General features: G+C 68.4%; 15 protein-coding genes. 10 read left to right on the forward strand and 5 right to left on the reverse strand.

Going from position 1 to position 13,240, the window contains the following annotated elements; genetic code table 11:
* Positions 1 to 11 precede the first annotated feature (11 nt).
* The 4 genes from LQZ85_RS01135 (at position 12) to LQZ85_RS01150 (ending at position 4,607) form a co-directional block, all read left to right on the forward strand.
* Positions 12 to 1,652, forward strand: coding sequence for a DNA repair helicase XPB (locus LQZ85_RS01135; RefSeq protein ID WP_056279908.1), 1,641 nt, complete (start codon positions 12 to 14; stop codon positions 1,650 to 1,652).
* A gap of 101 nt (positions 1,653 to 1,753) precedes the next feature.
* Positions 1,754 to 2,440 (forward strand): response regulator transcription factor, encoded by a 687-nt coding sequence (locus tag LQZ85_RS01140; RefSeq protein WP_053097249.1) that lies wholly within the window; start codon positions 1,754 to 1,756, stop codon positions 2,438 to 2,440.
* A 56-nt stretch (positions 2,441 to 2,496) separates the two neighbouring features.
* Positions 2,497 to 4,194: a HAMP domain-containing sensor histidine kinase gene (locus tag LQZ85_RS01145; RefSeq protein WP_072591604.1), complete on the forward strand. Its 1,698-nt coding sequence runs from the start codon at positions 2,497 to 2,499 to the stop codon at positions 4,192 to 4,194.
* A 125-nt stretch (positions 4,195 to 4,319) separates the two neighbouring features.
* Positions 4,320 to 4,607 carry a WXG100 family type VII secretion target gene (locus LQZ85_RS01150; RefSeq protein ID WP_056279906.1) on the forward strand — a complete coding sequence of 96 codons (288 nt, stop codon included), beginning with the start codon at positions 4,320 to 4,322 and terminating at the stop codon, positions 4,605 to 4,607.
* A gap of 75 nt (positions 4,608 to 4,682) precedes the next feature.
* Here the strand turns inward: LQZ85_RS01150 and groL are convergent, their stop codons facing one another.
* From groL to LQZ85_RS01170, 4 genes are all read right to left on the reverse strand, one after another.
* Positions 4,683 to 6,302: a chaperonin GroEL gene (groL, locus tag LQZ85_RS01155; RefSeq protein WP_053097253.1), complete on the reverse strand. Its 1,620-nt coding sequence runs from the start codon at positions 6,300 to 6,302 to the stop codon at positions 4,683 to 4,685.
* 122 nt (positions 6,303 to 6,424) lie between these two features.
* Entirely contained in the window at positions 6,425 to 7,003 is a 579-nt protein-coding gene (locus LQZ85_RS01160) for a LytR C-terminal domain-containing protein (protein WP_230100374.1), read from the reverse strand.
* Positions 7,004 to 7,072: 69 nt separating this feature from the next.
* Positions 7,073 to 7,330 carry a DUF3263 domain-containing protein gene (locus LQZ85_RS01165; RefSeq protein ID WP_053097256.1) on the reverse strand — a complete coding sequence of 86 codons (258 nt, stop codon included), beginning with the start codon at positions 7,328 to 7,330 and terminating at the stop codon, positions 7,073 to 7,075.
* A gap of 9 nt (positions 7,331 to 7,339) precedes the next feature.
* Positions 7,340 to 8,332, reverse strand: coding sequence for a DUF2332 domain-containing protein (locus LQZ85_RS01170; RefSeq protein WP_230100375.1), 993 nt, complete (start codon positions 8,330 to 8,332; stop codon positions 7,340 to 7,342).
* Between the two features lie 69 nt (positions 8,333 to 8,401).
* Here LQZ85_RS01170 and msrB point away from each other — a divergent pair, with 69 nt between their 5' ends.
* A complete protein-coding gene (msrB, locus tag LQZ85_RS01175) occupies positions 8,402 to 8,806 on the forward strand; it encodes a peptide-methionine (R)-S-oxide reductase MsrB (RefSeq protein ID WP_056279902.1) in 405 nt (134 codons plus the stop codon).
* A complete protein-coding gene (locus LQZ85_RS01180; RefSeq protein WP_053097263.1) occupies positions 8,803 to 9,351 on the forward strand; it encodes a nitroreductase family protein in 549 nt (182 codons plus the stop codon). The genes msrB and LQZ85_RS01180 overlap by 4 nt, the downstream gene beginning before the upstream one ends.
* A gap of 5 nt (positions 9,352 to 9,356) precedes the next feature.
* Here the strand turns inward: LQZ85_RS01180 and LQZ85_RS01185 are convergent, their stop codons facing one another.
* On the reverse strand, positions 9,357 to 10,298 hold the full coding sequence (locus LQZ85_RS01185; protein ID WP_056279900.1) for a DMT family transporter: 942 nt from the start codon (positions 10,296 to 10,298) through the stop codon (positions 9,357 to 9,359).
* A 75-nt stretch (positions 10,299 to 10,373) separates the two neighbouring features.
* On the opposite strand from LQZ85_RS01185, the gene LQZ85_RS01190 reads away from it, so the two are divergent.
* The 4 genes from LQZ85_RS01190 to LQZ85_RS01205 all read left to right on the forward strand — a co-directional run bounded on the left by LQZ85_RS01190 (position 10,374) and on the right by LQZ85_RS01205 (position 13,236).
* Positions 10,374 to 11,027: an SOS response-associated peptidase family protein gene (locus tag LQZ85_RS01190; protein ID WP_056279898.1), complete on the forward strand. Its 654-nt coding sequence runs from the start codon at positions 10,374 to 10,376 to the stop codon at positions 11,025 to 11,027.
* A gap of 4 nt (positions 11,028 to 11,031) precedes the next feature.
* Positions 11,032 to 11,415, forward strand: coding sequence for an MmcQ/YjbR family DNA-binding protein (locus LQZ85_RS01195; protein ID WP_230100376.1), 384 nt, complete (start codon positions 11,032 to 11,034; stop codon positions 11,413 to 11,415).
* 103 nt (positions 11,416 to 11,518) lie between these two features.
* The gene (locus tag LQZ85_RS01200) at positions 11,519 to 12,430 is read left to right on the forward strand and encodes an ATP-binding cassette domain-containing protein (RefSeq protein ID WP_053097271.1); all 912 of its coding nucleotides are present in this window, start codon (positions 11,519 to 11,521) and stop codon (positions 12,428 to 12,430) included.
* The gene (locus tag LQZ85_RS01205; RefSeq protein ID WP_053097273.1) at positions 12,427 to 13,236 is read left to right on the forward strand and encodes an ABC transporter permease; all 810 of its coding nucleotides are present in this window, start codon (positions 12,427 to 12,429) and stop codon (positions 13,234 to 13,236) included. The genes LQZ85_RS01200 and LQZ85_RS01205 overlap by 4 nt, the downstream gene beginning before the upstream one ends.
* The last annotated feature ends 4 nt before the right edge of the window (positions 13,237 to 13,240 follow it).

The raw sequence follows: 13,240 nt of genomic DNA on the forward strand, positions 1-13,240 counted from the left end.
ACTGGACAGCTATGTCTGATGGCCCCCTGATCGTCCAGAGCGATCGCACCGTGCTGCTCGAAGTCGCCCACGCCGATGCCGAGAGCGCCCGCCACGAGCTGGCGATCTTCGCGGAGCTCGAACGCGCGCCGGAGCACATCCACACCTACCGGATCACGCGGCTCGGCCTGTGGAACGCCCGCGCCGCCGGGCACACCGCCGAGGACATGCTCGACACGCTGGACCGCTGGTCCCGGTTCCCCGTGCCCCCGTCGGTGGCCGTCGACCTGCGCGAGACCGTGAACCGCTATGGGCGCCTCGTCATCGAACGCGACGACGAGGGCACCCTGATCCTGCGTTCGACCGACCCCGCCGTGCTCGCACAGGTGGCGAACAACAAGCGCATCCAGCCGCTGCTGATCGGCCACCCGGCGCCCGACACGTTCGTCGTCGATGCCTGGGCGCGCGGTCAGATCAAGCAGGAGCTCCTGAAGATCGGCTGGCCTGCAGAAGACCTCGCCGGCTACACCCCCGGCACCCCGCACGAGATCGAACTGGCAGAGGACGGATGGGCGATCCGCCCCTACCAGCAGGATGCCGTCGACGCCTTCTCGAAGGACGGCTCGGGCGTCGTCGTCCTCCCCTGCGGCGCCGGCAAGACGATCGTCGGCGCCGGCGCGATGGCCGCGACGAAGACCACGACCCTCATCCTCGTCACCAACACGGTCTCGGCTCGGCAGTGGCGCGACGAACTGCTCAAGCGCACGAGCCTCACGCCCGAGGAGATCGGCGAGTACTCGGGGCAGGCCAAAGAGGTCAAGCCGGTGACGATCGCGACCTACCAGATCCTCACGGCCAAGAGAAAGGGCGAGTACGCCCACCTCGCCCTGCTGGATGCTCTCGACTGGGGCCTCATCGTCTACGACGAGGTCCATCTGCTCCCCGCACCGGTGTTCAAGCTGACCGCCGACCTCCAGGCGCGTCGCCGGATCGGCCTCACCGCCACGCTGGTCCGCGAGGACGGACGCGAGGGAGACGTGTTCAGCCTGATCGGGCCCAAGCGGTTCGACGCCCCGTGGAAGCAGATCGAGGCGCAGGGTTTCATCTCCCCCGCCGTCTGCTACGAAGTTCGGGTCGACCTCCCGCCGGACGACCGGCTCGAATACGCCGCCGCGACCGACGACGAGCGCTACCGCCTCGCCGCCTCCGCCCCGGCGAAGATCGACGCCGTGCGCGAGCTCATCGCGAAGCACAAGGACGAGCGGATCCTCGTGATCGGTCAGTACCTCGACCAGCTGGACTCCCTGTCGCAGTCGTTGAACGCGCCGCAGATCACCGGCGCGACGCCCATCGACGAGCGCGAGGAGCTCTACCGCGCGTTCCGCGAGGGCGAGATCTCGCTGCTCGTGGTGTCGAAGGTCGCGAACTTCTCGATCGACCTCCCCGAGGCGTCCGTCGCCATTCAGGTGTCGGGTTCGTTCGGTTCCCGCCAGGAGGAGGCTCAGCGCCTCGGCAGGCTCCTGCGTCCCAAGCAGTCGGGCCGCACGGCGAGCTTCTACACGCTCGTCGCACGCGACACGATCGACCAGGACTACGCCCAGAATCGCCAGCGGTTCCTCGCCGAACAGGGATACAGCTACACGATCATGGATGCCGACGCGATCGCGGCCTGACCGTCTTCACTCCCTCGGAACAGCGCCGCTACGCGGAGGGCGAAAGCGCCGCTCCGAAGGATAGTCAGCATCCGCATGGCCGAAGTCACCATAATGGGGACATGACTGATGCGCGCATCCTGGTCGTCGACGACGAACCCAACATCCGCGACCTGCTCTCGACGGGTCTCAGCTTCGCCGGGTTCCAGGTGAAGACCGTCGCCAACGGCGCCGCCACGATCTCGGCGGTGCTCGAGGAGGAGCCGGACCTCATCATCCTCGACGTGATGCTTCCGGACATGAACGGCTTCAGCGTGACCAAGCGTCTTCGCGGCGCCGGGTTCACTGCGCCGATCCTGTTCCTCACGGCGAAGGACGGCACGGACGACAAGATCGAGGGGCTCAACGCCGGCGGCGACGACTACGTCACCAAGCCGTTCAGCCTCGACGAGATCGTCGCCCGCGCTCAGGCCATCCTGCGCCGCACGATGCAGGCCGACGAGGAGTCGATCATCCGGGCCGGCGAGCTGTCGATGGATCAGGACACCCACGACGTGCAGGTGGGCAAGGAGTCGATCGAGCTGAGCCCGACCGAGTTCAAGCTGCTGCGCTATCTGATGCTGAACCCGAATCGCGTGCTGTCGAAGGCCCAGATCCTCGACCACGTGTGGGAGTACGACTTCAACGGCGATGCCGGCATCGTCGAGAGCTACATCTCGTACCTCCGCCGCAAGATCGACCCGCACACCGAGGAGTCGGTGATCCAGACGAAGCGCGGCTTCGGATACATGCTCAAGGTCGGCAAGTAGTCCGGCACACCGCCGCACGCTGACGCCGCACAGCATCCGTCTCCAGGGAGGTCCGCATGGCGCACAAGCCTGACGCGATCACCCGGTGGTGGCGGTCGATCAGCCTGCGCGCCAAGGTGACGGGTGTCACGGTCGCAGTGCTCGCACTGGGTCTTCTCGCCGCGGGCATCGGCACCGTGCCGATCCTGCGCAACTCGCTCATCAGCAACATCGATGCGCAGCTTCCGGCCCTGGTGTCGGCGGATCTCGCGAGCCGCTACTTCGAGGTGACGGTCGAGGACGGCGAGACCGTCTACACCCCCACCGACTCGCCGCGAGACTTCTTCGTCGCGATCTACGACGCCGAGGGCGTGCTGCAGACGACCACCGGGAACTCCGCCAACGGACAGCCGCTCTTCCCCGCGACCTATTCGCCTCTCGACGTGCAGGCGAACGAGGACACGCCGTTCACGATGGAGGGGACCGAAGGGTCGAGCTTCCGCGCCGCTGTCGCGCGGGTGCCCGGAGAGGGCGACGGATCGCTGCGTATCCAGATCGTCGCGATGCCGCTCGAGTACGCGGATCGCATCATCAGCCAGTACTTCGGCATCTATATCACGGTCGCGTTCGTCACGATCTTCCTGGCCGCTCTGCTGACCCGCGGTCTGGTGACGCTGACATTCCGTCGGCTCGGGCAGGTCGAGTCGACCGCCATGTCGATCGCCGCCGGCGATTTCACCCAGCGTCTCACCGATCTCGAGCCCACGACCGAGGTCGGCCGCCTGAACAGCGCGATCAACACGATGCTCGACCGCGTCGACGCGTCGCTCGCGCAGCGAGATCGCACCGTGCAGCACATGCGGCGCTTCATCGGAGATGCCAGCCACGAGCTGCGCACTCCCCTGGTGAGCGTGCGCGGATACGCCGAGCTCTACCGCATGGGCGCGATCAAGGGCGAGGAAGACACCGCACGCGCGATGGAGCGGATCGAGAAGGAGGCGATCCGCATGGGCGTCCTGGTCGAGGACCTCCTCGCTCTTGCGCGCCTCGACGAGGAGCGGGAGCCCGAGATCGAAGCCCTCGATCTTCGACCGATCGCGCGGGACGCCGCTCTCGACCTGCGCGCGGCGGCTCCGGCGCGCACCGTGACCGTGGTCGATCGCACCGTCGAGGCTCCGCTGATCGATGTCACCACGCGCTCCACACCCGTCGTTCCCTCCGCTCCGGAGACGCCAGCACCCCGTGGACTCTCACGCGGAACGCTCGCGCGCCTGCGCCGTCGCCCCCGGAACTCCGGTGCGGCCGTGCCGGCGATCGACTTCACCGAAGCGGCGGACATCCCCGTGCGCACGCCGCCGATCGTGCTCGGCGAGGAGAACAAGGTCCGCCAGGTCGTCACGAACCTGCTGGGCAATGCGCGACGCTTCTCGGCGGAGGAGAGTCCGATCGAGATCGTGGTCGACGCAGATCGTGTGCGAGGCACGGGGAGCATAGCCATCGTCGATCATGGTGAGGGGATCCCGCCGCAGATCCGCGAGCAGATCTTCGAGCGCTTCTGGCGCGCCGACACCTCGCGCGCTCGCGAGACGGGAGGGTCGGGCCTGGGTCTCGCGATCGTCTCGTCCATCGTGAAGGCGCTGCACGGAAGCGTCGCGGTGTCGGAGACGCCCGGCGGCGGAGCGACGTTCACCGTCACCCTCCCCCTCGCACCTTCACGCGCGACACCTGCGCATCTTCTCGAGGACACCCAGCCGATCGAGCCGCTCGACATCTGACGGCTCCTGCTGCACGGAGAATCCTCCGCGCAGGTTCTCCACAACGGCTGCGGGCGATCGCGCCGCATCGGCATCCGGCAGTCGCCCCTCCCCTACCGTCGGAGAACCGAACGAGAGGAGTTCCCATGTCCGTCATCACCGTCGACACCGAAGCAGTAGGTGCCGCCCAAGGAGCCGCACTGGCCACGATGGAGCGTCTGCAGACCGAGTCTGCGACGCTCATGTCCCAGCTGACGCAGCTGCAGGCATCGTGGGTCGGCACCGCCTCAGCCGCGTTCCAGTCATGCGCTGAAGAGTGGCGAGGAGCCCAGCTGCACGTCGAGCAGGTGCTCGAGTCCATCGGGCACTCGCTGGGCAGTGCGGCGACGCAGTACGCGGATGCCGATCAGTACTCGGCGAGCCTGTTCCGCTGACTCACGGGTTCGACCGCCCGCGAACGCAGAAACGCCCCGACCGAGGTCGGGGCGTTTCTGTTCAGCAGTGATGGATCAGAAGTCCATGCCACCAGACGGGTCACCCATCGGGGCCGGAGCCTTCTCGGGCTTGTCAGCCACGACGACCTCGGTGGTGAGGAAGAGAGCCGCGATCGATGCTGCGTTCTGCAGCGCCGAGCGGGTCACCTTCGCCGGGTCGATGATGCCCGCTGCGAACATGTCGACGTACTCACCGGTAGCCGCGTTGAGGCCCTGACCCGAGGGAAGCTCGGAGACCTTGTTCGCGACCACACCCGGCTCGAGGCCGGCGTTGAGGGCGATCTGCTTCAGCGGAGCCTCGATCGCGACGCGAACGATGTTCGCACCGGTCGCCTCGTCGCCCGAGAGCGAGAGAGCGTCGAGAGCCTTGGTGCCGGACTGGATCAGCGCGACGCCACCACCGGGGACGATGCCCTCCTCGACGGCTGCCTTCGCGTTGCGGACGGCGTCCTCGATGCGGTGCTTGCGCTCCTTGAGCTCGACCTCGGTTGCCGCGCCCGCCTTGATGACGGCGACGCCACCTGCAAGCTTGGCGAGGCGCTCCTGCAGCTTCTCGCGGTCGTAGTCGCTGTCGGTGTTCTCGATCTCGCGACGGATCTGCGTGACGCGACCCTCGATCTGGTCTGCCTCTCCGGCACCCTCGACGATCGTGGTCTCGTCCTTGGTGACGATGACCTTGCGAGCGCGACCCAGCAGGTCGAGCGTGGCGTTCTCGAGCTTCAGGCCGACCTCTTCGGTGATGACCTGACCACCGGTGAGGATCGCGATGTCCTGCAGCTGCGCCTTGCGGCGGTCGCCGAAGCCGGGTGCCTTGACGGCGACCGACTTGAAGATGCCCTTGAGCTTGTTGAGCACGAGAGTCGCGAGAGCCTCGCCCTCGACGTCCTCGGCGATGATGACGAGCTCCTTGCCGTCCTGGATCACCTTGTCGACGATGGGCAGAAGGTCCTTGATGTTCGAGATCTTCTGGTTCGCGATGAGGATGTAGGCGTCTTCGAAGACAGCCTCCTGGCGCTCCGGGTCCGTCACGAAGTACGGGTTCAGGTAGCCCTTGTCGAACCGCATGCCCTCGGTGAGCTCGAGCTCGGTGCCGAAGGTCTGCGACTCCTCGACGGTGACGACGCCCTCCTTGCCGACCTTGTCGATCGCCTCGGCGATGAGCTCGCCGATGGCGGGGTCAGCAGCCGAGATCGAAGCGGTCGCAGCGATCTGCTCCTTGGAGTCGATCTCCTTCGCGCTGGCGAGGAGCTCCTCGGTGATGGCCGCGACGGCCTTCTCGATGCCGCGCTTCAGCGAGATCGGGTCTGCGCCGGCTGCGACGTTGCGCAGACCCTCGCGGACCAGAGCCTGGGCGAGCACCGTGGCGGTGGTGGTTCCGTCACCGGCGACGTCGTCGGTCTTCTTGGCGACCTCCTTGACGAGCTCCGCACCGATCTTCTCGTACGGGTCGTCGAGCTCGATCTCCTTGGCGATGGAGACGCCGTCGTTCGTGATCGTGGGGGCGCCCCACTTCTTCTCCAGCACGACGTTGCGACCGCGCGGGCCGAGCGTCACCTTGACGGCGTCGGCGAGAATGTTGAGGCCGCGCTCGAGGCCGCGGCGGGCCTCCTCATCGAAAGCGATGATCTTTGCCATGAGTTTTGTCGTCCCTCCTGGACGTAGACGTTGGGTTTAGCACTCAGAGTGAGAGAGTGCTAACGCCATTCTGGCACTCGACCCCATCGAGTGCAAGCTGCGGGGAGGGACCGCGCGGCGCTCTACGGGGCAGGGGTGTCTGCGGGAGTCTCGGGAGCGGTGGTCGCGCGATCGAGTCCGATGACCACCGTGAGCTGCTTCGCGCCGGTGTCGTTCAGATCGGTGTAGAAATCGCTCTGCTCCACCTGCGCTCCGCCGATGAGGTTCGCGAGGCCGATGGCCGCGAGCTCGTCCTCGTCGGCGACGTAGTAGACCGTCGTCGTCGAGAAGTCCTGGCTCGCGCTGTCGGTCGCGAACACGACGTCCGCTGCCCAGCCGTTGTTGATCAGGACGTCGCGCATCTGCTCGTCGAGCCCCTCGTCCGGGGATGCGTTGAGGATCATCACCGAGTAGGTGACGTCGACGACTCCGGTCTCGACGGGTGCAGGACTGGCCGTGGGGACGGCCTCCGGGAAGAGGCTGATGCGCCCCATCACCACCAGCGAGCCGAAGATGCCGCCGATGATGAGCACCAGAGCGGCCACGAAAGACCAGAGGAGCACGACCCAGCCGTTCATCCCCGGGGCTTCGGCGCGATGCGCTCCGACGCGTCCGGATGATCGGGGGACGTCGTCGAATCGATCTCGGCTGGGCTTTGACACCCCTCGATGCTAACGGCACCGACCTCTGTATCCGCATCGAGCGCCGTCGGCGCGTGGCGGACGCGCGAGTCAGCCGACGAAACCGGGCGTGCGAGCGGCTCTCTGGAATGATCTCGAGTCGCGGATGCGCCGCAGCCGACGCACCAGCATCGGGTCGTACTCGAGGGCGGCCTCCGACTCGATCAGACGTCCGAGGAGCTGGTAGTAGCGCGCGGCGCTCATACCCAGCTGGGCGCGGATGGTCTCCTCTTTCGCGCCGCCGTGGCGCGGCCACGCGGTCTCCAGCGCGAGGATCGCACGATCGCGCTCGCTCAGCTCTCCCAGCATGAGATCAGATTAGGTCGCCGCCCCGCCGATTCCGGCACGCCACTCCCACCATCGCCCGAGTGGGTCGGCGGCTGCGCGCACCTGCCCGTCGAGCGCCACGACGAAACCGGGCCACTCCGCGGCGACGACGGGCGGATCCCAGGCGTCGAGGAGCGCGGGAGGGTCGATGGTCAGCCAGCGCGCGCCGAGTCCCCGGATGCGGTCGACGAGGGCTTCACGGGCCTCCCGGGGAATGTGCACCAGCACGCCGGGAGTCGTGACGACGAGGGCGGCGCCGCGGGGCGCCTCGGCGGCGAGCTCGTCGATCTGCTCGAGCGCGTCGCCTGCGACGAGGTGGGGAGGGGCGGATGCCGCGATGTCGAGCGCCGCCGACACCCGTTGCTCGCGCCCCTCCTCCCCCGGCCACACCAGACCCAGCAGCCAGCGCCGGTCACGCTCGTCTCGCGCGTCGAGCGGCGCGAGGTCGATGCCGGCTCGCCACACCACATCGGGCATCCGCATCGGCGGGAGGGCTCCGTCGACACGGCTCTCGAGGATCACGGTGGAGGGGCCGTCCGCGGGGTCGAGCGACGCGCGCAGCCGCCCGTCCGCGCCCACGAAGCGATACGAGTACCTGTCCGGATAGAGGCACAGTCCTGCGGAGGCTCCGACCTCGAGCAGCGCGATCGGGCCGTCGATCTCCGACAGCGCGGGCAGAAGCGGCGCGAGACGCAGAGGTTCGTTCGTCTGCAGGCGCCGGCCGCTGCACTCGGCCACGATCTCATCGGCGCGCGCGATCACGAACGACCGCCAGGCGCCGTAGCCGACGAGGCCGGCGCCCAGCATCCGTGTCACCGCGAACACGAGCGGGGGCTGCCGTCTGTTCTCCGGAATCCGCGCGAGCACGCCCTGTACCTCGGAGTCGGCGGCGACACCGTCGGCCCACTCGACATACAGGTCGCTGCGCCCCGGCGCCTCCTGCTCGGCGAAACGCGCGTAGCGCTGCTGCACGGCATCCGTCATGGATCCATTGTCTCGTGGCGCCGAGCGCCTCTGAACGCGAGAGAATGGATCAGACCCCCAGGAGGACCGATGTCGTACAGCGTGGACAAGACCGAAGAAGAGTGGCGCGAGGAGCTCGGCGAGGAGCAGTACGCCGTGCTGCGCGAAGCCGCCACCGAGCGCGCCTGGACGGGCGAGCTTCTCGACGAGGGCCGAGCGGGCCTCTACACCTGCGGCGCCTGCGGTGCCGAGCTGTTCAAGAGCGGCACGAAGTTCGACTCCGGATGCGGCTGGCCGAGCTTCTACGAGTCGATCCGCCCCGACGCGGTGCAGCTCATCGAGGACACGACGCTCGGCATGGTGCGCACCGAGGTGCGCTGCGCGAACTGCGGCTCTCACCTGGGCCACGTCTTCCCCGACGGATTCGGCACGCCCACCGGCGACCGCTACTGCATGAACTCGATCGCCCTGAACTTCACACCCGAAGAGTCGTGAACGCCCTCGAGGCGGTCCGCGCACGGCAGTCCTGGTCGAAGGTGACCGACGACGCGCCGTCGCGCGATGAGCTGCTGACGCTCGTCGCCGCAGCGGGTCGTGTGGCCGATCATTCGTCGCTGCGCCCGTGGCGTCTCATCGAGCTCCGCGGGTCCGACCGCGAGGTGCTCGGCGCGGCGATCGCGAAGGCGGAGGGTGACAAGTCCCCGTCGACCAAGCCTCTTCGCGCTCCGCTGCTGATCGCCGTGGTCGCCAGCTATCGCAAGAGCGACAAGGTTCCCCGGTGGGAGCAGGAGGCGGTCGCGTCAGGCGTCGCCCACATGCTCAGCCTGCTGCTCGACGAGGCCGGCTGGGGTGTGCTGTGGCGCACCGGTCGGTACACGCGCTCGAAGGCCATCGCGAAGGCTCACGGCATCGGCAAGAACGAAGAGCTGCTCGGCTGGCTGTATGTCGGCGGCAAGCCGCAGGGCAAGAAGCCGGGACGCCGCAAGCCGGTCGACGCCCGGGCACTCGTGACGCGGATGCCGCAGCCGAAGAAGAAGTAGGGCGCTCAGCTGCGTCGGCGCCGCGGGAGTGCGACGACCACGGATGCCACGGCGACGATCACCATGCCGACGATCTGCCAGAGCGCCGGCCCCGCGGCCGCGGGCCAGATGAGGTCGATGATCACCGACGTGGCGAGCTGACCGAGCACCGAGCCGAGGCCCATCAGCAGCACGCCGGTATGCGCGACGATGAAGGCGCCGAGCAGGATGTACGCCGCGCCGAGGAATCCTCCGAGGTACAGCCACGGCTCGGTCGGCAGCGCATCGGGCACCCCTCGCACGGCGATGCTGATGCCCGCGGCGGCCAGCAGCGCGACGGTGCCGGCGATGAAGCTCATGAAGGTGGCCGCGAGGGGCGACCTCACGCGCTGAGCCAGCCTGCCGTTGGTCGCCGCCTGCCAGGCGATGCCGACACCCGCGGCGAACGGCAGCAGCAGCATCCAGAGCGGGGCGGTGGCCAGCACGTCCCCGCTCAGGGAGATGCCCACTGCGGCGAGCGCGAACGCGCCGCCCAGCACGCGTCCCGGCGTGATCGCGACCACTCCCGCCGGGCCGAACCCGATCCTGTCGAGGACGAGGCCGTGCAGCGTCTGTCCCGCCACCACGCCGACCGTGAACAGCGAGACGCCGAGCACGCCGGCGGTGATCCCCTGGGTCGATACGGTGAGTGCGCCGCAGGCGCCGCCGAGCAGCATCCAGAACGGGATGGTCCGATCGCGGATGCCGCCGCGCAGTCGTCCGACGCCTCGACGAGCCGAGGGAAGGCAGACGATCACGATCGCCAGGGCCGCGAGTCCCACGGAGAACGAGATGAGACCGGCCGCGATGCCGTTGTCGATCTCGACGCCCAGCACCCCGTTGATCCGCGCCTGGACAGCCGTCATGACGCCGATCGCGACCGCTCCGCCGAGCGCGAGGGGCGGGGAGAGACGACGAACCTGGGTCACCCGTCGACCCTAGCCGAGCGAGGATCCTCCTCCCGCAGCGTGCACGATGTCCGTGGCCGGGCGTACCCTGACGGCATGTGCGCGAGCTACGGACTTGACCCCCGGTTCACCGACACCGAACTCCTCGCAGCGGCCGACGAGGCCGTGCTCGACGGGCTCCGGGAGTGGGCTGAGCAGAATGCCCGCGAGACCGTTCGCCCCACCGGCAAGAACCTCCGCAATCTCAATCCGATCGTGGTCCAGCCCGACACCGCTCCGACGCTCGAGCCGGCGTGGTGGGGATTCCTCATCAACGGGGAGCCGTCGAAGTTCCCGTCGATCAACACCCGCTCCGAGCGGCTGCAGGAGCGCCCCGGCGGATTGAAGAGTCGCGCGCTCGTCCCTGCGACCAGCTGGTACGAGATGAAGAAGCCCGAGCGCGTGTGGCACGAGTTCCTCGTCGACGAGGGGGCCCTCTTCGGGATGGCCGCGGTCACCCAGAGAGGTCGCACCGCCGACGGCGAGTCCTTCACCTGCTACTCGATCGTGATGCGCCCGGCTCCTCCGCACCTCGCGGACGTGCACGACCGGATGCCGCTGCTGATCCCCGCGTCCCTGAGTGAGGAGTGGCTCACCGCCGAGCCCACGAAGGACATCATCGACGAGGCGCTGCTCGCCGCTGCGACGCTCGACGAGCGCGTGCACGCCGCGCCGCGCGCGAGCGACAAGGGCGCGGATCGGCTGTTCTGAGCTCATGGATTCGACGAATCTCGTCGCCACCGCGGCGGAGCGTGCAGAGGAGCTGCCGGGCGCGGCGCGGGAGAACCCGTTCGGTCCCGAGTGGGACGTGTACAAGGTGCGCGGACGCGTGTTCCTGCTGATCCCTCTCGACCAGACCGGGAGGGTCACGCTCAAGTCGCACCCCGACGACTCGGTCGCATTGCGCGAGACCTTCGCCGACATCGTCCCGGGGTACCACATGAACAAGAAGCACTGGATCACCCCGATGCCGGGGCCGTCACTCGACGAGGAACTCGTGTCCGAGCTGGTCACGGAGTCGTACCGTCTGGTGGTCGAGAAGCTCCCACGCGCCCAGCGGCCCGTGGATCCCGACCTGTTCGGGCGCCCCTCGTCCTGACGATTCCGCACCGGCCATCCACCGTGAGGATGACCCGCTGCCTCCGGGGAACGGTACCCAGGGAGGACGCGCGGGCCGCGGCGCCGTCGATAGCGTCGTAGACATGATCACAGCAGAAGGCCTCACGAAGAGATTCGGAGACAAGACAGCCGTCCAGGACGTGTCGTTCACGGTCAAGCCGGGCACGGTCACCGGGTTCCTCGGTCCGAACGGCGCGGGAAAATCCACCACGATGCGCATGATCGTCGGCCTCGACCGGCCGACGTCCGGCATCGCGACCGTCGCCGGCCGGGAGTACCGGAAGCTTCGCGCCCCGCTCACCGAGGTGGGGGTGCTTCTCGACGCGAAGGCGGTGCACACCGGCCGCACCGCTCGCAATCATCTGCGTGCGATGGCGGCGACCCACGGCATCCCCGCGTCGCGCGTCGACGAGGTCATCGACCTGGCGGGCATCGCGCCCGTCGCCCGCAAGCGCGCCGGGAAGTTCTCACTCGGCATGGGGCAGCGGCTCGGAATCGCCTCGGCCCTGCTCGGGGATCCGCACACGCTGATCCTCGATGAGCCTGTCAACGGCCTCGACCCCGAGGGGGTGCGATGGGTGCGACAGTTCGTGCGCCATGCGGCGTCCGAGGGGCGCACGGTCCTGTTGTCCAGCCACCTGATGAGCGAGATGGCGCAGACCGCCGATCACGTGATCGTGATGGGCCGGGGCAGAGTGCTCGCCGACGCTCCGCTCGAAGAACTCGTCCGCGCCTGGACGACGAACACCGTGCGCGTCCGCACGCCCCGCGCAGCGGATCTGGCCACAGCGGTCGGCGGTCCGTCGGTCGAGATCGTGAGCTCGGCTCCCGACCTTCTCGACATCGTCGGCCTGCCGGCCTCCCGCATCGGCGACCTCGCCGCTCGCCACGGCATCCCCCTGCACGAGCTCACCCCGACCACCGGGTCGCTCGAAGACGCCTATCTGGCGCTCACCGGCGACTCGGTCGAGTACCGCACGAAGGAGATCTCATGACCGTCCAGGCTCCTGCCCGCACGCGCCAGCACGTCGACACCGGACACCGCCTCACGTTCGTCCGCGCGATCCGCGGCGAGTGGATCAAGCTCTCCACGCTTCGCTCCACCTGGTGGTCCATCGGCATCGCCGCAGTGCTCACCGTCGGCATCGCGGTGCTCATCGCTCAGGCGATCGACCTGCCGGGCTTCGACCCCATTCAGGCCGTGGTCATGCCGATCCAGTTCACGATGCTGCTCGCGGGCATCCTCGGTGCGATCTCCGTGACGGGTGAGTACTCGACCGGAATGATCCGCTCGACGCTGGCAGCCAACCCGAAGCGCGGCTCCGTGCTCGCCGCCAAGGCCGTCGTGATCGCGGTCTTCCTGTTCGTGTCGTCTCTGGTGATCTTCTCAGCCGCAGCTGTCGCCGTCTCCGCGGTCGTCGCGTCGCGCGATCAGAGCATCGACTGGTCCGATCCGGCGGCATCGCTCCTTCCGATCGTCGTGTCGTCGCTTGCCATGTCCGTCTTCGCTCTCATCGGCGTCGCATTCGGCTTCATCCTGCGCTCGGGCGCCGGAGCCATCGCCGCGACCGTCGGCCTGCTGTTCGTCCTGCCGATCGTCGCGAGTTTCTTCACGATCGCCGGCGACGCGTGGACGTGGCTCCTCGAGACCGCGAACTACCTGCCGGTCGCCGCCGCTCAGAGTGCGATCCTTCCCGAGGGAGCCGCCCTCGAGGGCCCGGTCGCGTATCTCACGCTGGCCGGCTGGGTGGCTGCGGGCATGCTCGCCGCGTGGGGCGTGCTCCGCACCCGCGACGCGTGACCGA

It is taken from the genome of Microbacterium sp. Bi98, assembly GCF_918698045.1.
Classification (GTDB): domain Bacteria; phylum Actinomycetota; class Actinomycetes; order Actinomycetales; family Microbacteriaceae; genus Microbacterium.